Annotated in this window: 19 protein-coding genes and 1 pseudogene; 14 read left to right on the top strand and 6 right to left on the bottom strand. The window is 57.7% G+C overall.

What is annotated here, in order from left to right; genetic code table 11:
• Positions 1-54: 54 nt before the first annotated feature.
• The gene (locus JJQ51_RS00280; protein ID WP_269244347.1) at positions 55-834 is read right to left on the bottom strand and encodes an SDR family NAD(P)-dependent oxidoreductase; all 780 of its coding nucleotides are present in this window, start codon (positions 832-834) and stop codon (positions 55-57) included.
• A gap of 209 nt (positions 835-1,043) precedes the next feature.
• Between JJQ51_RS00280 and JJQ51_RS00275 the strand changes: the two genes are divergently transcribed.
• From JJQ51_RS00275 to JJQ51_RS00260, 4 genes are all read left to right on the top strand, one after another.
• Positions 1,044-1,892, top strand: coding sequence for an amidohydrolase family protein (locus JJQ51_RS00275; RefSeq protein ID WP_269244100.1), 849 nt, complete (start codon positions 1,044-1,046; stop codon positions 1,890-1,892).
• Positions 1,795-2,724, top strand: a complete 930-nt coding sequence (locus JJQ51_RS00270; protein WP_269244099.1) for an SDR family oxidoreductase — start codon at positions 1,795-1,797, stop codon at positions 2,722-2,724. The genes JJQ51_RS00275 and JJQ51_RS00270 overlap by 98 nt, the downstream gene beginning before the upstream one ends.
• Before the next feature lie 21 nt (positions 2,725-2,745).
• On the top strand, positions 2,746-4,254 hold the full coding sequence (locus tag JJQ51_RS00265; protein WP_269244098.1) for an aldehyde dehydrogenase (NADP(+)): 1,509 nt from the start codon (positions 2,746-2,748) through the stop codon (positions 4,252-4,254).
• Positions 4,255-4,358: 104 nt separating this feature from the next.
• Positions 4,359-5,357 (top strand): GntR family transcriptional regulator, encoded by a 999-nt coding sequence (locus tag JJQ51_RS00260; RefSeq protein ID WP_269244097.1) that lies wholly within the window; start codon positions 4,359-4,361, stop codon positions 5,355-5,357.
• A 395-nt stretch (positions 5,358-5,752) separates the two neighbouring features.
• Here the strand turns inward: JJQ51_RS00260 and JJQ51_RS00255 are convergent, their stop codons facing one another.
• Positions 5,753-6,649 carry an AraC family transcriptional regulator gene (locus tag JJQ51_RS00255; protein WP_269244096.1) on the bottom strand — a complete coding sequence of 299 codons (897 nt, stop codon included), beginning with the start codon at positions 6,647-6,649 and terminating at the stop codon, positions 5,753-5,755.
• Positions 6,650-6,978: 329 nt separating this feature from the next.
• On the opposite strand from JJQ51_RS00255, the gene JJQ51_RS00250 reads away from it, so the two are divergent.
• Both JJQ51_RS00250 and JJQ51_RS00245 read left to right on the top strand, forming a co-directional pair.
• Positions 6,979-7,935: a phytanoyl-CoA dioxygenase family protein gene (locus tag JJQ51_RS00250; protein ID WP_269244095.1), complete on the top strand. Its 957-nt coding sequence runs from the start codon at positions 6,979-6,981 to the stop codon at positions 7,933-7,935.
• 209 nt (positions 7,936-8,144) lie between these two features.
• Positions 8,145-9,311: an ROK family transcriptional regulator gene (locus JJQ51_RS00245; protein ID WP_269244094.1), complete on the top strand. Its 1,167-nt coding sequence runs from the start codon at positions 8,145-8,147 to the stop codon at positions 9,309-9,311.
• Here the strand turns inward: JJQ51_RS00245 and JJQ51_RS00240 are convergent, their stop codons facing one another.
• Positions 9,312-10,232 carry an alpha/beta hydrolase gene (locus JJQ51_RS00240; protein ID WP_269244093.1) on the bottom strand — a complete coding sequence of 307 codons (921 nt, stop codon included), beginning with the start codon at positions 10,230-10,232 and terminating at the stop codon, positions 9,312-9,314. It lies immediately after the preceding gene.
• A gap of 190 nt (positions 10,233-10,422) precedes the next feature.
• On the opposite strand from JJQ51_RS00240, the gene JJQ51_RS00235 reads away from it, so the two are divergent.
• The 6 genes from JJQ51_RS00235 to JJQ51_RS00210 all read left to right on the top strand — a co-directional run bounded on the left by JJQ51_RS00235 (position 10,423) and on the right by JJQ51_RS00210 (position 17,173).
• Positions 10,423-11,166: an ATP-binding cassette domain-containing protein gene (locus JJQ51_RS00235; protein ID WP_269244092.1), complete on the top strand. Its 744-nt coding sequence runs from the start codon at positions 10,423-10,425 to the stop codon at positions 11,164-11,166.
• Positions 11,167-11,185: 19 nt separating this feature from the next.
• Entirely contained in the window at positions 11,186-12,226 is a 1,041-nt protein-coding gene (locus JJQ51_RS00230) for an ABC transporter permease (RefSeq protein WP_269244091.1), read from the top strand.
• A gap of 78 nt (positions 12,227-12,304) precedes the next feature.
• Positions 12,305-13,309 (top strand): sugar-binding protein, encoded by a 1,005-nt coding sequence (locus JJQ51_RS00225; protein ID WP_269244090.1) that lies wholly within the window; start codon positions 12,305-12,307, stop codon positions 13,307-13,309.
• A gap of 99 nt (positions 13,310-13,408) precedes the next feature.
• On the top strand, positions 13,409-14,260 hold the full coding sequence (locus JJQ51_RS00220; RefSeq protein WP_269244089.1) for a sugar phosphate isomerase/epimerase family protein: 852 nt from the start codon (positions 13,409-13,411) through the stop codon (positions 14,258-14,260).
• Positions 14,261-14,313: 53 nt separating this feature from the next.
• Complete coding sequence (locus tag JJQ51_RS00215; protein ID WP_269244088.1) at positions 14,314-15,498, top strand: Gfo/Idh/MocA family protein; 1,185 nt, start codon at positions 14,314-14,316, stop codon at positions 15,496-15,498.
• Positions 15,499-15,664: 166 nt separating this feature from the next.
• Positions 15,665-17,173 carry an FGGY-family carbohydrate kinase gene (locus tag JJQ51_RS00210; RefSeq protein ID WP_331275820.1) on the top strand — a complete coding sequence of 503 codons (1,509 nt, stop codon included), beginning with the start codon at positions 15,665-15,667 and terminating at the stop codon, positions 17,171-17,173.
• 244 nt (positions 17,174-17,417) lie between these two features.
• On the opposite strand, the gene JJQ51_RS00205 is transcribed toward JJQ51_RS00210, so the two are convergent.
• Positions 17,418-18,953: a UxaA family hydrolase gene (locus JJQ51_RS00205; RefSeq protein ID WP_269244087.1), complete on the bottom strand. Its 1,536-nt coding sequence runs from the start codon at positions 18,951-18,953 to the stop codon at positions 17,418-17,420.
• A 135-nt stretch (positions 18,954-19,088) separates the two neighbouring features.
• Here JJQ51_RS00205 and JJQ51_RS00200 point away from each other — a divergent pair, with 135 nt between their 5' ends.
• Both JJQ51_RS00200 and JJQ51_RS00195 read left to right on the top strand, forming a co-directional pair.
• Positions 19,089-20,258: a fumarylacetoacetate hydrolase family protein gene (locus JJQ51_RS00200; protein ID WP_269244086.1), complete on the top strand. Its 1,170-nt coding sequence runs from the start codon at positions 19,089-19,091 to the stop codon at positions 20,256-20,258.
• Between the two features lie 96 nt (positions 20,259-20,354).
• Positions 20,355-20,595, top strand: a pseudogene (locus tag JJQ51_RS00195) (IS66 family transposase); the annotation flags it as partial.
• A 45-nt stretch (positions 20,596-20,640) separates the two neighbouring features.
• On the opposite strand, the gene JJQ51_RS00190 reads toward JJQ51_RS00195, so the two are convergent.
• Positions 20,641-21,093 carry a hypothetical protein gene (locus JJQ51_RS00190; RefSeq protein WP_269244085.1) on the bottom strand — a complete coding sequence of 151 codons (453 nt, stop codon included), beginning with the start codon at positions 21,091-21,093 and terminating at the stop codon, positions 20,641-20,643.
• The gene (locus JJQ51_RS00185; RefSeq protein ID WP_269244084.1) at positions 21,068-22,687 is read right to left on the bottom strand and encodes a GMC family oxidoreductase; all 1,620 of its coding nucleotides are present in this window, start codon (positions 22,685-22,687) and stop codon (positions 21,068-21,070) included. Before JJQ51_RS00185 ends, JJQ51_RS00190 begins: the two co-directional genes overlap by 26 nt.
• Positions 22,688-22,721: the final 34 nt, after the last annotated feature.

The following is a 22,721-nucleotide window of genomic DNA, read 5'->3' as shown; positions in this document are numbered from 1 at the left end:
TCGCCGTTCATGTGAGCGGCACTAAGGCCCCTTTTCAACAGGCTGACGAGGCAATCAGTCCGTACGCACGGCACCACCTTCGACACGGAGCAACGCGCCGCGGGTCGCGTTCGACGCAGGGCTGCAAAGATAGACGATCATATTGGCGACTTCGTCCGCTTCGGCGAAACGGCCCAGCAGCGATGTGGGCTCGTTGACTTCGAAGTGACGCTTCTCGAACTCCTCAAGAGACATTCCCTTGGCCTCGCGGTAGACCCATTCGCTGATCGTGCCGCCGGGAGCCACGCAGTTGACGGTGACGTTGGTCCGATGGAATTCTTCCGCGATGCTGCGGGACAGACGGATGACCGCGGCTTTGCAAACACCGTAATCGACTAGGACGGGAGTGCTGACGAGGCCCGACTCGCTCGACATGAAGATAATCCTGCCGAAGTCCTTCTTTTTCAGAAGCGGAGCATAATGGCGCGTGAGACGAACGCCGCTCATCACGTTGAAATCCCATTGAAACTGCCAGTCTTCGTCGGTCAACTGGGTAAACGGCACAAGGTTGCTCGTGCCGCCGGCCATGTTGATCAGGATATCGATGTCCTTCACGGTCTCGATGACCTTTTGGCACCCCTCCGCTGTCGCGACGTCCGCCTGAACCGTCATAACTTGGGCTCCGGGAACACGTTCACGCACCTCATCTGCCGCCTTTGCGAGCCGATCTGCATTCCTCCCATTGATCCAAACCTTCGCGCCGCGCGCCGTCAGGCCCTGAGCGGCGGCAAGACCAATCCCGGTCACCGACGCGGTGATCAATGCAGTCTTACCTGTCAAATCGAGGTCCATCATCGCCACGAATGCATCCTCCTATTTCGTGTGATCGATAACTGATTCCGAGAACGCCACATTGAGCGCTAAACTCAATGCAGATTTAGCGTTAAAATATTGACTGCGCAAGTGCTTCTGTATAATGCACGCAATAATCAGGTTTTATATCGAGTTCGGCGGCAAATTACGCCGATATGTCACTTTGATACATTGAAGGGCAGAGGCACTGCGTGGAAACTCGTGGCGGATCATCGCAGATTTTGGACTCTCATTGCCATTTCTGGCAGCTTTCGCGCGGAGACTACGGTTGGCTCCAAACGGATGGCGAATCCCTCTCCCACATCCGGAAGGATTTCCGAGTATTCGATTACCCGGCCAAATGCCGCGTTGTTGCAGTCCAGGCCGCGCCAACGGTGGCGGAGACTGACTACCTACTGGCGCTTGCCGCTGAGTACCCCTTCATTCTAGGGGTTGTCGGCTGGATAGACCTCGCCTCGCCCGGTTCCATCGAAATACTTGAGCGGCGGTCATCAAACCCGAAGCTCAAATCCGTGCGGCCGATGTTACAGGATATTGAGGACACAGATTGGCTGCTGACAGCGCCCAGGTCTGATGTCCTAAACACGATCAGGAGACTGGGCTTGCGCTTCGACGCTTTGGTAACCGAGCGACATCTTCCCATGCTGGCGAAGTTCGCCGCGAACAATCCTGAAATACCAATCGTTGTCGACCATGGTGGCAAACCGCAGCCGGGCGACAAATTCAACTGGAAAGACGGCATGCGCGCACTCTCCCGCAGTCCTCGTATTCACTGCAAATTATCGGGACTGCTTACCGAGTTCTCCCGCGAGGAGTTGCTCAATCCCAAACACGTCCTCGACGCGATCTTCGGCCAACTTTTGGACTGGTTCGGACCTCACCGTCTGATGTGGGGTAGCGATTGGCCAGTTCTGACGCTCGCCGCCAGCTACGAAGATTGGATTGGCTACACTCAAGAGCTTCTGGACCACCTCTCCCCAGCGGAACGCGAGGCAATCATGGGCGGAACCGCGATCCACTTCTACGGACTTACTGAATGATCGACAGATCGTTGGTGTAGCCGGCTTTTCAATTTTCAGAACATATTACAGGAGCAAGGCGATGGATTTACACCTCCAAGGCAAAGTCGTTGTTGTAACGGGCGGTGGTTCCGGCATTGGCGCCGCGATCTGCGAGGTCTTGGCCGAGGAAGGAGCGCAGCCGGTTGTTCTTGCGCGGCGTCGACCGCCTGAAGAATGGCTTTGGGCGACCGGAGCGGACTTTCAACAAGCCGAACTTTCGAATGATGACGCCTGCCATGCCGCGGTAAGCGCGATCAGGGAACGACATGGTGCAATCCATGGCCTGGTCAACAACGCCGGCGCGAATGACGGCGTCGGAATTGACAAGGGCCCGGCAGCATTTCGGGCCAGCCTGGATCAGAACCTTGTCCACTATTACACCATGGTCCATCTGCTGGCGGACGACCTCAGGGCAACCCATGGAGCGATCGTCAACATCTCATCCAAGACGGCACTGACTGGCCAAGGCGGCACCTCTGCCTACATTGCGGCGAAAGCAGCGCAGTTGGGAATGACGCGCGAATGGGCCGTGGAATTCCTTCCTGACAAGGTCCGCGTGAACGCGATCGTTGTCGCCGAAGTGATGACGCCGCTTTATCGCCGTTGGCTTGATACGATGTCCGATCCGGAGGTGGCATTAAAGGAAATCATCAACCGCATCCCGCTGGGACAACGGATGACGGAAGCACGCGAGATCGGTGACGCCTGTGCATTCCTGCTTTCGGATCGCTCGAGCCATACCACCGGACAGTGGATATTCCCGGACGGCGGTTACACCCATCTTGACCGATCGATTGGCGGGTCGCGTTAGCAACCATGGAAGGAGAAACGCATGACCTTTAAACCTCACGGCAAACACCTGATAGCAGGTAATTGGATCGGCGGAGGCGCGACATTCCGGAATCAACCAGCGTCAGGCGAGGCGTCGAGCTTTTCAATGGGCACCGTCGAGCTCGTCGAGCAGGCTTGCAAGGCCGCGGAGGAGGCCTTCTGGTCTTTCGGCTACAGCAGCAGAGCCAGTCGCGCGGACTTCCTAAACGCGATCGCGGATGAGATCGAGGCTCGGGCGGTCGACATCACGGCGATCGGATGTCAGGAGACAGGCCTACCGGAGGCTAGGTTGAACGGAGAACGCGCGCGCACGACAGGACAGTTGCGCCTGTTTGCCAAGGTCGTAGCCGAAGGTGACTATCTCGATCAGAGGCGTGATGCAGCATTGCCCGATCGTCAGCCGCTTCCGCGCCCCGATCTACGCCTGATCCAACAGCCTGTCGGTCCGGTTGCTGTGTTCGGGGCGTCGAACTTTCCACTGGCCTTCTCAGTTGCTGGCGGCGATACAGCTGCCGCGTTTGCGGCGGGTTGCCCGGTCGTCGTCAAGGGGCATACTTCCCACCCCGGCACCTCGGAAATCGTTGCGGAAGCCGTTCACGCCGCGATCGAGAAGTTCGGAGTTGCCCCCGGCGTGTTCTCGCTCGTACAGGGTGGTCGACGCGATGTCGGAACCGCTCTCGTACAACATCCGATGATCAAAGCCGTAGGCTTCACGGGTTCTCTCGGCGGAGGACGGGCGCTTTTCGATCTTTGCGCCTCGCGGCCGGAGCCGATCCCGTTCTTTGGCGAACTCGGTTCCGTGAACCCAATGTTCGTTCTGCCGCATGCGCTCAAGGCAAGGGCTGAGGCCATCGCCAGGGGCTGGGCGACGTCAATGACGGGGTCCGCCGGACAGCTATGCACGAACCCTGGGATTGCGGTCGTTCCTGAAGGAGCGGACGGCGACTCCTTTGTGGCATCGGTTGCTGGGGCACTGAAGTCAATCGGCCCTCAAACCATGCTGACATCCGGGATGGCCGAAGCCTATCGCTCCGGCAAAGCCCGCTTTGAGACTCGCAACTCGGTGAAGGCGGTTCACACCAGCGAAAGCGCCGGGCGGAATGCGTCTCCGAACCTTTACGAAGTTTCGATGAACACCTTCCTAGACGATCATACCCTGGCGGAAGAAGTCTTCGGCCCTCTTAGCCTTGTCGTGCGTGCTCCAAGTGCAGAAAGCCTGCTTTTGTTGGCCAAGAGCTTTGTCGGACAGCTGACCGCAACGTTGCACATGGATACGGAAGACACCGACTTGGCGCGTCGCCTAATGCCTATCCTCACCCGCAAAGCTGGACGCGTTCTCGTCAACGGCTATCCGACTGGCGTGGAAGTGGTAAAGAGTATGGTGCATGGCGGCCCCTACCCGGCCAGCACCAACTTCGGAGCGACCTCCGTCGGCACGATGTCGATCCGCAGGTTTCTGCGGCCCGTTTGCTTCCAGAACATGCCCGAGGAACTCCTTCCCGTGGCATAAGAGCTGACAAGGTCCGGTGCCCCATCGGCTGACCGGACGGCGACACATAAGGACCGGGTATCGATAGTCGACACGTTGAGCCGAGGGCGCTACAATTGCGTTCATTGGACGATCGAAACGACACAGGCTCTCAATTGCAGCGCAAACAGACGTTGGCTGAAAAGCTAAGCCGAAGCCTTAGGGAAGCGATCGTAAGCGGGGATATCGAGCCCGGCACCGTTTTAACCGAAGTCCCATTGGCGCAACTTGTTGGCTCTAGCCGCGTACCGGTACGAAGCGCCTTGCAGGATCTGATGGCGGAAGGCCTCATTCACCGCGCGGGAGCTCACGGCTATATCGTCGGACCATCCGGCGTGGAGCCGATCCGCGTCCCGCTTGCTCAATCGCTGGCTCGCCTCTCGATCCTTCATGAGCCCCGTATCAACTTCGCTTGGCAAACGCTTTACGACGACGTCGAGCAGAAGGTGGTCCATCGTTCGTTCTTTGGCCGAACGCGGATAAACGAGCACGAACTCGCCAGACGCTACGGCGTCGGCCGCACTGTTGCCCGCGATGTGCTTTCCAGATTGGAGACCCTTGGGATGATCGAAAAGGACGAGGCCTCGCGGTGGTCGGTCGTCCCGTTGGACGAGCGACGCATCCTTGAGCTCTACGAACTGCGCGAGCATCTCGAACCGGCTGCTCTTGCTGGTGCACTGGAAAGACTCACAAGCGACGAGATCTCTGCCATGACCGCTCGCTTAGCTGACGGCGCGAGCCGTTATCCAGAGATTTCCGCCGCCGAAATGTACGACCTAGAAGTCGACCTGCATGTTACCTGCGTTCAGCGAACCAACAACCGCGAGCTCGCCAAGGCACTGCAACGAACACATTGCTTGCTCACTCTCTCGAAGCATACCGTTGGGACAAAGGTTGAGAAGCTACCGAGGGAAGCATTCTTCGACGAACATGCCGCCGTCTTTGCAGCAATCAAACTTGGAGATCCGGACAAGACAGAGGAGGCCATGCGCACACACATTAGGAGTTCGGTGGCTGGCGTTGTTGCGCGTGCCGAGATGGTGCGCCTCGAGGGTACGACGGAACCGGCCAGCTTCTTCGGGTGACCTGATCTCGAGGCTAGCAGTTCTCCGATTAAGGCCCTGACGCCAGAGAAAACGCGACAATCAGAATGAGAGAAATCGGGACAACATGGTTTCCCGCGAGTTCATATCATTCACCGTGCCACAGTCTCAGGGAGGACGGATATGTGCGATGGTGGACGTTATGGGTCAGGGTTCGAGTTGGCTAATCGCAGAGAGCGGCGTGGCCCCTGTGGATCGGACTATCATCCGGTTGATGTCGACGCCGCCCGTTTTGTCGAGGGCCGCCTCGGCCAGGACGACGAGATGGTCAGTCCTTGTCAATCCGGTCGCAACTGCAAGCGCTGCCAAGTTTCAATGGAGAAGATCACAGGCATTCTCGACGCGAGCGGCGTCCGCGACTCCTAGCTGTACAGAACTTAGAGTTTTCGTCGCTGGTTATAATGCCCGGTTGGCCCCACATTGAACCGCTGTCGATATTCGCGCGGGGTCTGCCCCTTTAGAGTCTTGAACTGCCTTCCGAAGTTGGCAAGTGAGCGGTAACCGACGGCCTCGGCTATCGATGCAATAGGCCGATCTCCAGCAATCAGCTCGCCGCAGGCCTCCCCGATGCGGAGCCGCATGACGTACTCGCTCAGGGTCAGACGTGTGTGCCGCATAAACATGCGATGGAACGCGGAAGTGCTCAGCGCGGCAACCTCCTTCAGATCAGAGACCCTGATCTCACCACGGTAATTATTATGGACGTGCTCGAGCACTCGGTCGATTCTCGAGCCAGGTGCTTCGGTAGCCAAAGAGGTCTTGTTCGGCGCGCTGAGCGGGACCGCCCCGTCGTCCGTGGCAAGCGATAGAAGAATGGCCATAAGATCCAGAAGACGATCGGTAGGTTCCTTGTCGAAAATTGCCTCGATCGACGGGCGCACCTGGTCGGCCGCTCGCGGCGAAAATTGCAGGCCGCGAGAGGATCGGTCCAGCATTGCGTTGATGGGCTTCAGTTCTGTCAAGAGCTCCGTCAGCCCCCGCGCCCATTCGGGTCGAAACCAGATCACCATAACGTTGTGAGGCTGATCCTCATCGATCTTGCTCGACGATGACCAAGTATGTGGGAGGTGTGGTCCAAGCAGGACCAGGTCTCCGTCGTCATACGTCCCGACATGGTCCCCGATGAAACGATGACCGCGCGAATTAGTCGTAAGTGTGAGTTCGAACTCCGGGTGGTGATGCCACTCAAATGGAACGTTGCAATGCCTGAGCGCCCGGACCATCGACCATGAAGAATCGTCAGCGACAACCACCTTTTCCAGAAACGGCTTCATGAAGTGTCCACCCCACACACGCTCCGGCGCAACCTCCCCGCCCCGGATCCTCGATTAGTTTAGCGCTAGAAACACTCTTGGGGATAGAGGTATCGCTGGAGTTTAAGACAGAGCTTGAGAAGCAGCGACTGTGTTGTCTTAAAGGGAGAAGTGCCGTTAGGCTGGGAGGGTTCACCGGTCGATGCTCTAATGTACCCGATGTGACGCCCAAAGCCGGATAGACGCGACAATAGTATCATTATTCAACACAGCGCGACAACATCACGGCCCAGGCCTCGGATATCGTTCTCGAATGTCAGTCGGAGACTGGCAACCACGGAGGAGAAACGATGACCCATGCTACCGACATCAACAAGGACGACCATCCGACATCGAGTCGCGCGACAACGCCGCTCTCGCAAATCAAGAAGAAGCTGCCCCTTCGGGTCCTATCGCAGGCCGATTTCGATCACTGGCAGAAGAGCGGCTACGTAATTGTCCGCAATGCCGTCCCCAAGGAGAGCGTCGAGCGCCTCAAGGCGATGCTCTGGGAGTTCGAGGAGAAGGACCCAAACGACCCGTCCACGTGGGATGTCGCTTCGCGCAATGCCGTTCCTGAGGGCGCGGTCCCAAATACAGGCATGGTAGAAGTTTATCACCACCAGCTTCTCTGGAATAACCGGATGGAGCAGCGTATCTATGACGCGTTCGTCGACATTTGGGACATGGAAGACCTATGGGTGTCCATCGACCGCGCGAACCTGAACACGCCGAACAGGGGCAAACGCGCCTCCCCAGGCTTCATCCACTGGGACGCCGACACCTCGCTCAATCCTCTCCCGATCTCGGTTCAGGGAGTTCTCTCGCTCGTCCACCAGGACGGCGGCGATATCGGCGGCTTCCAGTGCGTGCCATATTTGTTCGAACATTTCGACGAATGGGTGAAGGCCCAACCTGCTGATCGTGACCCTCATCGTCCCGACATGAAGGGCATCGAGGACAAGGCGGTCAAGCTGGAACTCTTTCCCGGCGACCTGATGATCTTCAACTCCCTGCTCGCCCACGGGGTCGCGCCCAACACCTCGGAAAACAAGGCACGCATGGCGCAGTATATCTCTATGTTCCCTGCAGACGAGCACGATCTGGTAGAGCGTGAAGCCCGCATCCGCTCGTGGAGGGAACGTGCTCCGATCGCGCGCGCTGGCTTCGTCGGCGATCCGCGCGGCTTGGAAAGGCTGCATGGCAAGACCGCGGAGCTCACGCCGCTCGGCGAGAAGCTGCTAGGTGTGAAGAGCTGGAATGCCTAATCCATTGCACTGGCTAGCTTGTGAGTGAAGACCAACGTGGGGCTCCCGGTAGTGGGAGCCCTTTTTCGTGGCCGAGAAGTCCACGCTTGCTTTAATTTGTCTCAGAGAAAAACTATCTTATCCGTCACGCTGGACTCTGATAGCATCTTAGCAAATCGAGCATTCAACGATGCGCATTGCTCGATGATTGAAAGGACTGAAATCGACTTATGACGACGACGCGCCTCCTTCGCCATGTCAATTCTCAAAAGTGCCTTCGCCTGCTTCGCGACAAGGGTCCGCAATCAAAGGCCGACTTAGCTAGGGAGCTTGGCGTCACCAAGACGACAGTCGGCTATGCCGTGGGCGAATTAATGGATGCTGGATTGGTGACCGAAGTCGGTGTCGAGCAGGGCGGAGTCTATAGAGGCCGTCCCGGCAACTTCCTTGCTCTTAATTCTAACGGTGCATTCTTCGTCGGCGTCGAGGTCACGACAGAGCACCTTCTTGTGGTCCTGTGCGACTTTTCGCTCGCGATCGTAAAACGCGTCAACGTACCCACCAAAATCTCGGAAACACCCGCCGAAGACGTCGTGGAAAGAGTAAAATCCATCGTTAGTGCCATGATTCGAGAAAGCCGCCTATCCGTTTCGGATGTTTACGGTCTCGGCATGTCGGTTTCGGGTATCGTTACACCCGCAGGCAGGGTTTTTATCCCTCCCGTTCGTTTGTGGAACGCGATTGATCTAACGCTGATGCTGAGCGCCGCGATGCCAAGTGGTTGGGTAATCAAGTGCTGTAACGATGCGGCCGCGACTGCGTTCCTTATTTCGGAACGATTGCCAGAGCGGGAGAAAGAGAGCCTCCTTGTTCTGGTGCTAGCAAACGGTATTGGCAGCGCGGTCGTCCGAAACGGAATCGTAGACCGGGGTGCACACGGGGTTGCCGGCGAAATCGGCCTCATGCGTTTGTCGGATGAGCTCTCACATAGCGGCAAGACGTTTCAGGACGGCGCGGGCTTTGCACACTTTGCCAAGTTCCTGGGAACAACTCAGGACCCAGAGGATGCCCTCGACGCCTTGGCTGCGATCACGGAACCCGATGCGGAGTTACTCGAAGCCCTATCCGTATGGTCGGACAGGCTCGCAGCGGCGCTCCTTAATGCGATCTATCTTCTCGATCCCGCCGTGATCGTTGTGTCGGGGCCGCTGTCGGTACTCTATCCCAGAGTGGCCGACAAAGTGGTCAAACAGTTGCAAGCAAAGTTCGTTCCTGGATTGTCGGTGCCGCCGATCGTGGTCGACGGTCCCGGACAACGTCTGCCCGCGGTCGGAGCGGCGGCCCTCATTCGCGAGGATTTGTTTCTTCTTCCCGCGTTTAGCTCAGTCGCGGCGTGATTACCGTCCTCGACTTACAGCAAACCGTGCGAGGTCCTCAAGCGCGGATTTTGCAATCTGCGATCCGGTAACACTCCAGGCTTCCAGGAAACCGTGAATGGCTCGTGGATAGATTTTCAGCTCCACGGAGACCCCGGCATAGCCGAGCTGCCGCGCCATCTCGATATTCTCGTCATACAAGTTGTCGTGGCTGGCGACGGACAGGAACGTGGGTGGAAGATCCCTCAAGTCAGCCTTGATCGGGCTCATAAGCGGGTTTGCGGGGTCGCCATCGTCACCGAGATAGAATGCGTGAGAGGCGCGAACGCCAGCTGTGGTCATCGGCAATTCGCCGCCGCCGTAACGCGCGGCCGACTCCCTTTCGTTTTCAAGATCGAATCCGCCATAAATGAGTGCTAGCCCTGCAGGTTTGATTTTGTGCCGATCGCGTAGGACAATTGCCACGCCCATCGCCAAGTTCGCTCCAGCCGAATCTCCCATTAGGACGATCGGAATGTTTGGCTCGCTGCCCATCACGTTTCGGGTAAAGTTCACGCAAGCTTGAAGGTTGGCTGGGAAGCGAACCTCCGGGACTAACGGGTATTCCAGACCGATAACGGTCACCGGACCATCGGCGGCAACCTGCCGCATGATCGGATCGTACACATCGATATCGAGATGGCTCCACGCCCCGCCATGAAAATAGATTACTGTAGGCGTGGCCGCGGCCGAATCGGGCCGATAAGTGCGATACCGCATTCCCTCGAACGTCCCCTCTTGGACATTCTCGATCCATGGAATCGCACGGTCCGCGTCATCGCGAAGCCGCCGCGTTGCCACCCGCACATCTTCAATCGCGTCGGATGCCATCAGATCGTCCGCCTTCCATAAATAGCGGGAGAAAGCCTGCATATCGGGCGATAGTTCGTCATACACACTCATTGTCATCTCCTCCGAAACTAACGATTTGACACAAGTCTTAGACTAAGACTATATGCTGGTTATGGAGGATACAAGACGCTGGCGTATGAGAGGAGTAATTTAGTACGAGTCTAAGACCAAGATTACTTGGGCGCTACGACGTTCTGACAACCGCGTCCAAACAGAAAACTCAGCGAGAAGGAGGAGAAACTTGCAGAGTGTTCTTGAACTAGTAAACGTGTCGAAGAGTTTCGGCGCGATACAAGCGCTTACCGATGTGTCGTTCTCGATCAAACCTGCGGAAATCGTTGGCTTGATGGGCGACAACGGTGCGGGCAAATCGACGCTGATCAGGGTCATCGCGGGCAACCACACACCCAGCTCCGGCAGCTATAAACTCAACGGGACCGACGTCCATTTCACAAAGCCAGCTGACGCGAGAGCAAGCGGTGTCGAGGTTGTTTATCAGGACTTGGCACTTTGCGACAACCTTTCGGCATCTGCAAACGTCTTTCTCGGCCGCGAGATCATGAGGAAGATCGGTCCCTTCAAATTCCTTGATCATGGTGCAATGCGCCGACAGGCGATGGAAATTTTCCGCGAACTCAAGACTGAAACGCGCGTCCGCGATCTCGTGGCGCGCATGTCCGGCGGTCAACGCCAGGCGGTCGCAATCGCCCGCACTCGCCTCGCTCAGTCGAAGATCGTTCTCATGGACGAACCGACCGCGGCAATTTCCGTTCGTCAGGTCGCTGAGGTCCTGGCGCTGATTAAACGCCTTAGAGACCAGGGCACGGCGATCGTCCTCGTATCGCACCGGATGCCCGACGTCTTTGAGGTCTGCGATCGCGTCATCGTGATACGCCGCGGCCAAAAGGTAGCAGACAAGGCAATTGCCAGCACCTCGCCCCAGGAAATCACCGCGCTGATCACCGGCGCTCAGGCCAGTGCCTGACCAAATTGCTAGAGCGAACATGACCGATCAAAACAATCCGACCATGGGGTCGTCAAATCTTGCAGGTTCGAACGCAGCCGATCTGGATGCGGTTCTCGACAAGCGCGAACGCAGTCTCACGCGGACATTCCTACACAGCCAGGAATTCTGGATACTGCTTGTCGTCGTCTTGCTGTGTATCGTCGTCGGTGCCGTCGCACCTAAGTTCCTGTCCGTCGCAAACCTATCCAATATCCTGCAGAATTTTGCGTTCGTTGCGCTGATGGCGATCGGAATGACACCCGTGATCATGACAGGGGGCATCGACATCTCGTCAGGTTCGAACCTTGGCTTTTGCGCGATCTCGCTGGCAATTATGTTGAACGGCGGCATGCCATTCTTCCCGGCCATTGTCTTGACTATTGTGGTGGGCGGTTTTGCTGGGGCCATCAACGGCTTTCTTGTCACCTATATGAAGATGCCGCCTTTCATCGTCACCTTGGGGATGATGAGTGTCTTGAGATCGATCACGCTCGTGATCTCCCGCAACCAGGTGTTCTACGATTTCGGTCCGGGTGGCGACTTGTTGTTCGCAGTTGGCGGTGGCACGGTCCTCGGCATTCCCACGGTGTTGATCGCGGTGGTCGTTGCCGCAATCGCCATGCAGTTCGCGCTGACGATGACCCGGTGGGGCCGCTACGTGAAGGCGATCGGCGGCAATCAATCCGCTGCCGAGCTGACGGGGCTGCCTGTCTATGCGATCAAGCTCTCCGTCTATATCCTGATGGGCGTCATCACGGCGCTGACTTCGGTGTTCCTGCTTGGTTGGCTCGGCGCAGCGACAAACGTCCTCGGTACCGGACAAGAGCTCCAGGTCATTGCAGGTTCCGTCATCGGTGGCGCAAACCTGATGGGTGGATACGGCAGTGCGCCAGGAGCCGTCGTTGGCTCGCTCTTGATCGAGGTCACCCGCAACTCCCTCCTTTTGGCCGGGGTCGACCCCTTTTGGCAGGGAACCTTTGTCGGGGCATTCATCATCTTCGCCGTCTGGCTGGAGCGACTGCGCATGTCGCGTCAGTAGGCCACCGGCGCGCACGGTGACCATCGGAGAGATTGCGCAAAACCAAACCACACTGAGATCGTCGAGGAGGACATCAACGTGATTTCGAAATACAAGACAAAGCACGCATTGGCAGCAGTGGCGGTACTGGGAGGCGTGGCCGCGGTGCTACCGGTGGGTGCGTCAGCCGCGGAGACCTACGCGCTTATCCCCAAAGGCCTGATCGATCCGTTTGGCGCGAAAATGAAGGACGGCTGCGAGGCCGCCGCCAAAGAGATCGGGGTCACCTGCCTGTTCGTCGGCCCGACGGGCAACGACGAAGGGGCCCAAATCCAGACGCTGAACGACATGGTGACGCGCGGACTCGACGGGATCGCCATCGCGCCAAAGAATCCGAAGTCCGTGGCTCGCTTCATTAAGAAGGCCAAGGACTCTGACATCCCTGTAATCACGTTCGACAGCGATCTGCCTGAAGAAAATCAGGGTCTACGCACCTCGTTCGTCGGCACCGACAATTACAATTTCGGTGTTACCTTGGCAAAGAAGGTCATTGAAATGAAGCCCAAGGGTGGCACCGTCTGCATCCAATCTGGAACACCTGGATCGATCAACCTCGATACGCGCGTTCAAGGTGTGCGCGATACCTTGGCGGGCTCGGTCCGATCCAAGCCGATCGCCAAGCTTGATGGCCAAAATGGCTGGACCGAGCCGTCGGGATGCCCCCTTTACAACGACGACGACATTACCATGGCCGCCCAGCAGCTAAACGATCTCGTCATTGCTCATCCCGATCTCGACGCGCTGATTGCCGTCGGCGGCTGGGCACAATATGCGCCTGACGCCTACAAGCGGGCGATGAATCGAGTTAAGCAGCGGATCGACTCCCGCGAGTTGGTCATTTCGTTCGGCGATGCCGAGCCGCCGCAGATGCCGTTGCTGAAAGCTGGCCTGAGCAGCGTCAATGTCGGTCAGAACCCCTACCAGATCGGCTACAAGGCGCTGATGGCGCTCCATGACATCAAGGCCGGCAAAACTGTTCCGCCGTCGATCGACACGGGCTTCGTGACCTGCACGCCAGAGCAGGCCGATACCTGCGGCAAGTAATACCTCCCTGCCCCGCGCAAAGCAGCGGCTCGCCTTAAATCACGGCCAGCTGGCCGTGATTTCCGAACCCGAAGTCTTTCAAAAGCATTGGATGCGACCATGGCGACACTCGGCCTACTTTCCCCAGAATTTCCGTCCTCTACCTTGGAGGCTAACCTGAACGCAATGGCAGCGGCTGGCGCAACTGGAGTGCAGCTCGATCTCGTGAACGCGGTCGGCGACACGTTTCCGGAGAACCTAACCGACACTCAAATCGCCGCCATCAAAGACGGCTTTGCCGCCAATCGGCTCGTGCTTTCGGCCCTATCCGGCACCTATAACATGATTGATCCCGATCCGGTGAAACGGGCCAAAGGCGCCCAAGCTCTCGATCGGCTGATTGCACTCGCTCCCAAACTCGGCACGCGCGTCGTCACGCTTTGCACGGGATCGCGGGACCCAGACGATATGTGGAGAAGGCATGAGGCCAGCGACAGTCCCGAAGCGTGGCAGGACCTTCTCGTCACCACCCGGCAAGCCGTTAGGACTGCTGAAGACCACGGCATTTTCCTTGGCGTAGAAACGGAGGTTGGAAATTCAATCAACACCGTTCGCAAGGCTCGCCGCCTGCTCGATGAGGTCGGTTCGCCCAGTCTCAAGATCATCATGGACGGAGCGAATATTTTCCAGAAGGGCGAATTGCCACGCATGCGCGAAAAGCTTGACGAAGCCTTTGAGCTTCTCGGCGCGGATATCGTCCTCGCGCATGCCAAGGACTTGGACCGCGATGGCGAAGCCGGACATGTTCCTGCGGGGTTGGGGAGGCTGGATTACCCTTACTATCTGAAGAAGATGCAGGAGAGCGGCTACCAGGGTTCGATCATTCTGCACGCCCTCAAACCTGAGCAAGCGGTCGATCGACTGGCATTCGTCAGCAATGCCGCGCCCCCGGGTTATCTGAAGTCACGATAACACCTAAGCCTTATCTAAATCGCATTCAATTTCGTTTTCAATGAGGAACCCCAATGAGAGTTGGTATCATCGGCTGCGGCAACATTTCCGACATTTACGCCGCTAACAGCAGACTCTTCCGCGACATTGACATCGTCGCTTGTGCTGACCTCTTACCGGAGGCGTCCAACCGTATCGCCAGGAAGTTCGGCATCGAAGAAAGGTCCGTCGACAAGCTCCTAGCCTCCGACGACATCGATATCATTCTCAACCTGTCCATCCCCAGTGCTCACGCAGCGGTCAGCCGCGCGGTGCTCGATGCGGGCAAGCATGTCTATGTTGAAAAGCCGCTCGCGACCTCCCTCGAAGACGGGATCGACCTGGTTCGACGCGCGTCGGAGAAGGGGCTGCGCATCGGCTGTGCTCCAGACACCATTCTCGGTGCGGGACAGCAGACTGCCCGCAAAGCAATTGACGAAGGCTCGGCAGGGAAAATCCTAACTGGTGTCGCCGCGATCATGTCCAAGGGAATGGAGCACTGGCACCCGAACCCAGCGTTTTTCTACCAGGCTGGCGGTGGGCCGGTCCTGGATATCGGTCCATATTACATTTCGTCGCTGTGTAACTTGCTTGGTCCAGTTGCCTCGGTCTATGCGACCGGTCAGATCAGTCCGGCCGAACGCCGCTACGGTGCAGAAGGTCCCAACAAGGGCAAGACGTTCAAGGTCGAGACGTTCACGACCATCAACGCTATTCTGAAATTCGAGAGTGGCGCGACAATCACGTTGATCGCCAGTTGGGATATCTGGCGTAACGGAATGCGCCCGATCGAATTGCATGGAACTGAGGCATCCCTTCGTGTTCCCGATCCCGACACGTTCGGCGGTGATGTCGAGCTCTCCGACACCACCTTGCCCCTCAACTCCCACGATGCCGATGCGCTCGCCGCGGCTGGGCAGCGACCGGACTGGAATCCGATTGACACGACCTCGCTTCCATTCGGTGCGATCAACTATCCGTTCGGCCACCCCACGATCGCCAACTACCGCTCTCTGGGATTGGCGGAGATGGCCAACGCCATAGCGAACGATCGACCGCACCGTTGCTCGGGCGAGTTCTCGCTCCACACACTCGCTGTGATGCTGGGCATTCTTCAGTCGGCCGACCTCGAACGCGAGGTCCAGATTTCCCATCGGGCTGAACGACCTGAGGCCCTTACTCCGCTGCAAGCGTCCAACCTACGACGCCAGGACTTTTAGTCGAGCCTAACTGGTTAGTCCAAACGAACACGAGCATCGTCATGGCTGTTTTTATTGGTATTGACGTTGGTACCGGAAGCGCGCGTGCTGGCCTCGTCACGGACACCGGGGTGCTGCTCGCATCGCGCAATACCCAATCCAGACCTGGCGGATCGGCAGCGATATCGTGGAGCAGAGCTCTGATGATATCTGGTCAGCGGTTGTCCAAGCTATCCGTCACGTCATGGCGGGGGCCCAGACCGACCCTAACGACATCGCTGGATTGAGCTTCGACGCGACGTGTTCGCTTGTGGCTATTGATGCCGAGGGTTCTCCGATATCCGTAAGTCCAACCGGAGATGATAGCCGGAATGTCATCGTTTGGATGGATCATCGAGCAATCGAGCAAGCCGAGCGCATCAACCAGACAAGACACCGTGTGCTGTCGTACATAGGCGGCATCATATCGCCAAAAATGCAAACTCCGAAGTTGCTATGGATGAAGGAAAAGCTGCCCGAGACATACCGACGTGCGGGCCACTTCGTCGATCTGACCGACTGGTTGACGTTTCGAGCAACGGGATCGACCGATCGGTCACTCTGTACTGTCACCTGCAAGTGGACCTATCTGGCGCACGAGAAACGATGGGATTCCGACTACTTCAGAAAAATCGGACTGGAAGAGCTCGTCACCGATGGCTTTGAACGCATTGGTAAGACCGCTGTCGCGCCAGGAACCTCCGTCGGATCTGGTCTGACGGAGGAAGCTGCCGCAAATCTTGGTCTCCGACCATCCACGCCAGTCGGTGCGGGGGCAATCGATGCGCATGCTGGAGGCATCGGCTCACTCGGTGTCGGGGCAGCCTATGGCAGTCAGATGGCGTACGTCTTCGGGACATCGGCATGTGCTATGGCGAGCACGACGAAGGAACTGGCGGTACCGGGAGTTTGGGGACCGTATTACGGTGCGATGCTCCCCGAACTATGGCTGCTCGAGGGTGGCCAGTCGGCGGCAGGCGCTGCAATTGATTACCTTGTTCATTGCCATCCTCATTTTCCAGTGGCGCAGAAAATGGCGCAACTCGAAGCGTTGCCGCTATTGGGTTACCTGGAACAGGAGTGCGAGAAGCGTTTTGCCGATGTGGACGGGTTTCCGACGGACATTCACGTTGTACCCGAATTCCTGGGCAACCGCGCCCCGCATGCTGACCCACACGCACGAGCGACCATATCGGGCCTAACACTCGCCGACAGCATGGATAGCCTATGCGAGCTGTATCTCGCGGGCATTGCCGGCGTTGCCTATGGCGCACGCCAGATAGTTGATGCAATGAACGCACAAGGGGTCGGAATTTCACAAATCGTGGTAAGCGGCGGCGCCGCGCGGAGCAACCTGGTCAGGCAAATTCTTGCCGACGCGACCGGCATCGATGTCGCCATTCCAACGTGCCCGGAGCCAGTTCTCCTCGGAGCAGCCATCCTGGGGGCGGCAGCGTCGAACAAGTTTGACGGAATTTCGAGCGCAATGCAGGCGATGACGAGGATGGCGGAGATCAGGAAACCCGGTCGAGGACTTCTTCGCCGAGTTCATGACGCCCGGTACGAAGTATTTCTAGCCTTGCAGGACGCAGACCGAAAGGCAAGGCAAACGATGGCTATGGCAAAACCAAATATACACTTCGAAGCGACCCGATGAGTGAGCCGAGCGCAAACGATCTGGCGATGAGACGAAGCCACATCCGGGTCGTCGGCCCACTGACACGCTCTCCGATTTTGTCACTCAGAACACAATTCACGAAGATGAACCCAATTGAGGTCCTCCCTCTTCCACATGCCTATGCCCATTTGTGGAATTGTAGCGCGCTTGTCCATCTGGTGGCACTCGCAATTTGCTGAGTAGTTGGTGATCGAACCTGCGTGCAATGAAGCTGCGCTTTCGATCAGGTGATCGCGCCCACCTGCCAGGGGACGAATTCGTTATCGCCGTAGTCGTAGACTTCACTTACCGTCTTCTGGCCAGAGGCCACGGCGAGAATATGCTCAAAGAGTTTCTCGCCGGCGGCCTCGATCGTCTCTGTTCCTGTAGCGATACCGCCAGTATCGATATCCATGTCCTCGCGCATGTGCTCGTACATTTCCGTGTTGGTGGCAATCTTGATTGTCGGTGCAGGCTTCCATCCAGACACGGAGCCGCGGCCCGTTGTAAAACAGACAACGTTGCATCCCCCAGCAACCTGCCCTGTCACGGCGACCGGATCATAGCCAGGCGTGTCCATGAACACGAACCCCGTTTCTTCGATGATCTCCGCGTACTCATAGACGGCCTTGAGCGGCATTGAACCGCCCTTCGCAACCGCGCCAAGCGATTTTTCGAGGATGGTCGTCAAGCCCCCCTGTTTGTTTCCATAGCTCGGATTGTTGTTAAGCTCTGCACCGTTTCGAGCGGTGTACTCGCGCCACCAATCTATGCGGTCTATCAGCTTCTGGGCGATTTCCGGCCGGACGGCGCGACGGGTGAGCAGGTGTTCAGCACCATAGATTTCCGGCGTCTCGGCCAGACAGGTGGTGCCACCATGTCGGACGACCAGATCCGAAGCATGCCCCAGCGCCGGGTTTGCGGTGATACCCGAATAGCCATCCGATCCACCGCATTCGAGCGCCACCTTGAGTTTCGACAGCGGCTGTTGAGTACGGACCGCTTGGTTCACCCCAGGGAGCATTTCGCGGATCATCTCGCATGCCGCGTCGATAGTTTTTCGGGTTCCACCCATCTGCTGGATGCTGAGGGTCCGGAAGCGGTCCCCCTCCTCCAACTTGTAATGTTCGAGTATGGGCTGGATTTGATTGGTCTCGCAGCCGAGGCCGATCATCAGTATGCCGCCGAAGTTGGGGTGACGGGCATATCCCTGGATAACTCTCGTCAGATACCGATAGCCCTCGGACTTGTTGCTGATGGCACAGCCGAGACCGTGGGTCAGAGCAACGACTCCATCTACGCTATCGTACCCATCGAGACCTCCCATCCGATTGAAATGGTCCGCGATATAGCGCGAAACGGTCGCCGAACAATTCACCGTCGTCAGCACACCGATGTAATTACGAGTGCCTACACCCCCGGCTCCCCGATCATATCCCACAAATGTCCTGCGGTCAGACGGAGCAACCATTCCCAACTCCTCCGTCTCGGTCGAGAATTGATGGGCGGCATGCGCATCGGCCATTGCCAGGTTATGGAGATGCACATGCTCCCCAGGCTGGATCGTTTGGGTCGCGACGCCGATTACCTGTCCAAATTTCCGAAGCTCTGTCCCGATAGCAAGTTCGCGCAGGGCGACTTTATGTCCACGTGGCACAAGCTGTTTCGCGATGACGCCGGAAACACCTGTTGTTTCCCCCACGCCTATTCTTCGACGCGCCACTGCCACGTCATCGGCGGGATTGAGCAGGATCGCGGCAGCATTCGAATCTGTAGACATCGGGAAGCTTTCTGTATATTGCGTGCAAACAACAGAAAGCTTTGAGCGACGCTAATGTCAAGAGGCTTTCGGCTCGGCGAGGTTGCTTTGGGCCTAGAGCGATCACCTCAATCCCAACGTTATCCAGGAGGAATTATGGGTTCGAACAATGTGCTAACGTCTGCGAACTTGCTGCCGGAAGACCCCGCGTCTGCGATTCTGGTCGGCCGAATTTGGTCGGAAAAGGCTGGTGGCCCCTGTCCGGTGCTGGTTCGGGACAGACGCCTACTGGATTTGACGGAATTGGCGGTCACCGTTTCGGGATTGTTCGAAATCGACGGGATCGCAAAGCAACTGGCGTCTGTTTCCGATCTTCCCGATCTCGGCTCTTTGGATGATATTCTCGCTGGAAACGGCGGTCGATTGCTTGCTCCAATCGACCTGCAGGCTGTAAAGGCCGCTGGCGTCACTTTCGCCGACAGCATGCTTGAACGCGTGATCGAAGAGCAGGCCAAAGGTGATAGCGGCCGTGCGCAGGAGGTCCGTGACCGTCTTGCTCCTGTCATCGGGGACAGCCTGCGGGGTGTGGTCGCAGGTTCCCAGAAGGCGCGGCAGGTCAAAGAACTGCTTCAGAACATGGGCTTGTGGTCACAGTACCTTGAGGTTGGCATCGGCCCAGACGCGGAGATCTTCACGAAGGCTCAACCCATGTCTTCGGTTGGATGTGGCGACGATGTCGGCATCCATCCGATCTCGGAATGGAATAACCCCGAGCCAGAGGTGGTCCTGATCGTGCGTTCAGACGGGCAAATCCTGGGGGCAACGCTCGGCAATGACGTGAACCTGCGCGACGTGGAAGGCCGATCCGCGCTGCTCCTCGGCAAGGCGAAGGATAACAATGCCTCGTGTGCCGTGGGGCCGTTCATACGACTGTTCCATGACACCTTTACACTTGAGGAATTACGCACGATCCGAGTGATGCTCCGTGTAACAGGCGACGATGGATTCGAGATGACTGGTGAAAGCGCCATGGAGGGCATAAGCCGCAAGCCGGAGGATTTAGTCTCCCAACTCCGCAATCGAAATCACCAGTACCCGGATGGTGTCGTTCTCTTCCTCGGAACGATGTTTGCCCCCGTTAAAGACCGCCGAGGTGCCGGTCAGGGCTTCACGCATGAGATTGGCGATATCGTCGAAATTGGGACCCCGCTGCTCGGCCATCTGACTAATCGGGTCAGCCGCACCGACAAGTGCCCGGAGTGGACCTTTGGGACACGGGCATTACTTCGCAACCTTGCAGACCGTGGACTCGCCTCGCGAGTCTGATTGGCCGCAAACTTTATCAATATGGGCTCGCGAAATTCTGTCGCGAGCCAACAAATGGATCCTTTCGCCGTACTCTATGTTTCCGCACAACTCAGTCCGGACCGAATTCGCGGATATCCGCTGGCCTTTCTCGGCAATTACCATGGCATATCGATGAGTGATGGCTCCCGGCGCTCGCTCGGGGGCGCTACCCATGTAGGATGTATAGCCCATTCCAGGCGACGTTTTGTCAACGCCCTCAAGAATTGGCTCGATCTTGCCGGACAGCAAGCTCGGCGACGCCGTGTCCCATACTCTCAGCCAGTGGGACTATCTGACGCGCTATACCGAAAGCGGCACCTTTCTCAGGAAGAAAGAACCACCCCACAGCGTTGCCCGGTCCTCACATTGTCCGATAACAGGGCCCACGGGCAATGATCGGTTCTATCGCTGCTATGATCTCGTCGTAGTCAGGTTCGATATGAAGCGCCTGAAAGCCGGGATATCCAAGCTTGGCCATAACGCTGCTGCTGGCAAAGTATGCCCCGGCAACGAATCTACCGAGTAGCGCGCGATCCTCGGGGGTGAGGGCGCGCACCAAGGCAAGCGGATCGGCGGGGCGCTCGGAGGGAAAATGCGCCGCTATAGAAAGAACGGCAGGCGCCAGATCCGATCGGGTCTTCAACACCATCGGCAACAACTTCTCCTGAACACCGACTTCACGGGCGGAAGGAAAACCCAACGCCGGATCACCGGGGATCATGGCATCGCAGAGCCAGTCGAACTGCCGCCGGACGTCATCATAAGTCAAAGGCATGGCATCACTCCCCTCAGAATTTCTGATTACGACGGCCATTCACAATGGCTTCGGCATTGCGCAGGGCCAGGGCAGCCACCGTGGCCGTTGGATTGACGGCGGCCGATGTCGGCATGACGCTACCGTCAATCACGAACAGGTTTGGCACGTCGTGAGAACGCCCAAAGCTATCGACCACGGAGGTCTCGGGGTCGTCGCCCATGCGCACGGTGCCTAGGATATGCCAACCGGTTTCGCGCAAAGGCGGCGCGGCCATCGTCTCGTAAGCGCCGGCCTCGCGCATCGAAGTGATTGCCTGTTCCTGCATGAACTTCTGCAGCTTGTACATGCCATCGTCGTAACGGTAGGTCACCTTTGGCGCAGGAATTCCATCAGCATCTTTCAATTCGGGATCGAGCGTCACCCGGTTGTGCTCGAACGGTAGATCCTCGGCAATAATGTCCCAGATGGCCGAGCGGCCGAAGCGTTTGTAAACAGTCCTATGAAACTCGATCCCCCACTCGGTTTCTGCCCCCCAGGGGTGAGCGTTGATAGCTCCGAGGGGAGAGCCTGTCGGCATAAGCATGAGTTTCGCGCCACGCATGAAACCCCGATGGGGACCTGTCTCGGCAAATTCCAGTGAGTAGGCCCGCTGAGCGGCTGTTCCTTGCCAGCTGTCCATTACCTCGTCGAACAGTCCTGTCACCGTGGTGAAGGGATGGAGCATGAGGTTGCGGCCAACAAGATCCGAGCTGTTGGCCAAGCCGGAGGGAAATCTCGACATGGCCGAATTGAGAAGGATGCGCGGCGTGCCGATGCCGTTGGCGCAAATGACCACGATCTTGCTCTTCTGCATGCGGATCTTGCCTGTATCGCGGTCGACATATGTTACGCCGGTGGCAAGCCCCCTTGCATCGGTCTCAACCCGGATGACGCGCGCACGCTGCACCAGCTTGACACCTAGCTTGACATTCGTCGGCCAATGCGTTCGGTCGACCGAGGCCTTTGCACCGTCGAAACACGCAGGCGCCGAGCAGGCGCCGCGGCGTACACAAGGTTGTAGACTAGCGTGCTTGACCGTCGCAATCGCGTTAGTGCCCGGCCAAATGTGCCACCCTAGACGCTCGTGCGCGTTAAACAGCCGCCGCTCAATAGCTCCCAATGGCAAGGGAGGCAACGGAGGGTCAAAATGCGGATAGGCAGGATCGCCTCCAACCCCCGATACAGCCATCTGCAACTCGACGCGCTCGTAGAAGGGAGCGAGGTCGTCATAGGTCAGCGGCCAGTCGGCTCCAACGCCGTCGAGCGTCTTGACCTTGAAGTTGCTTGGCTGAAAGCGGTTCCAAGCTCCGGCGTAGATGACGGTGCCACCGCCGACGCCGTTCCACATCAATGGGTTTATGTCCGAATCATCGACGTTGATCGGATAGTCGGATGGCATCTGCCGCCGGTTCGGGTTGAAGCCGAACCCCATGTCCTTTCGGAGTTCGAACCCGGGTTCATCGAACTTGATCGAGGTGTAGTCGGGATACTCGCCCTGCTCAAGACAGACCACCGACATTCCGGCCTTCGCAAGAGTCTGTGCCGTGATCGCGCCGCTCGGTCCTGCGCCAACGATCGTGACGTCACTTTCTTCCATGCCAGCAGCGTTCATCGCGGTTAATCCTTCTCAGAGAAAGCGTGGGCTG

Origin of the sequence: Rhizobium sp. AG207R (genome assembly GCF_027109195.1) — a bacterium.
GTDB classification, from domain to species: domain Bacteria; phylum Pseudomonadota; class Alphaproteobacteria; order Rhizobiales; family Rhizobiaceae; genus Rhizobium; species Rhizobium dioscoreae.
This window is presented reverse-complemented; position numbering and strand designations above follow the sequence as displayed.

What these genes read in the sequence shown, in the direction of transcription:
- JJQ51_RS00185 (WP_269244084.1), bottom strand. Translation starts at nt 22,687, where the DNA reads ATGAACGCTGCTGGCATGGAAGAAAGTGACGTCACGATCGTTGGCGCA.
- JJQ51_RS00280 (WP_269244347.1), bottom strand. Translation starts at nt 834, where the DNA reads ATGATGGACCTCGATTTGACAGGTAAGACTGCATTGATCACCGCGTCG.
- JJQ51_RS00230 (WP_269244091.1), top strand. Translation starts at nt 11,186, where the DNA reads ATGACCGATCAAAACAATCCGACCATGGGGTCGTCAAATCTTGCAGGT.
- JJQ51_RS00245 (WP_269244094.1), top strand. Translation starts at nt 8,145, where the DNA reads ATGACGACGACGCGCCTCCTTCGCCATGTCAATTCTCAAAAGTGCCTT.
- JJQ51_RS00220 (WP_269244089.1), top strand. Translation starts at nt 13,409, where the DNA reads ATGGCGACACTCGGCCTACTTTCCCCAGAATTTCCGTCCTCTACCTTG.
- JJQ51_RS00250 (WP_269244095.1), top strand. Translation starts at nt 6,979, where the DNA reads ATGACCCATGCTACCGACATCAACAAGGACGACCATCCGACATCGAGT.
- JJQ51_RS00205 (WP_269244087.1), bottom strand. Translation starts at nt 18,953, where the DNA reads ATGTCTACAGATTCGAATGCTGCCGCGATCCTGCTCAATCCCGCCGAT.
- JJQ51_RS00255 (WP_269244096.1), bottom strand. Translation starts at nt 6,649, where the DNA reads ATGAAGCCGTTTCTGGAAAAGGTGGTTGTCGCTGACGATTCTTCATGG.
- JJQ51_RS00265 (WP_269244098.1), top strand. Translation starts at nt 2,746, where the DNA reads ATGACCTTTAAACCTCACGGCAAACACCTGATAGCAGGTAATTGGATC.
- JJQ51_RS00215 (WP_269244088.1), top strand. Translation starts at nt 14,314, where the DNA reads ATGAGAGTTGGTATCATCGGCTGCGGCAACATTTCCGACATTTACGCC.
- JJQ51_RS00200 (WP_269244086.1), top strand. Translation starts at nt 19,089, where the DNA reads ATGGGTTCGAACAATGTGCTAACGTCTGCGAACTTGCTGCCGGAAGAC.
- JJQ51_RS00190 (WP_269244085.1), bottom strand. Translation starts at nt 21,093, where the DNA reads ATGGCCGTCGTAATCAGAAATTCTGAGGGGAGTGATGCCATGCCTTTG.
- JJQ51_RS00240 (WP_269244093.1), bottom strand. Translation starts at nt 10,232, where the DNA reads ATGAGTGTGTATGACGAACTATCGCCCGATATGCAGGCTTTCTCCCGC.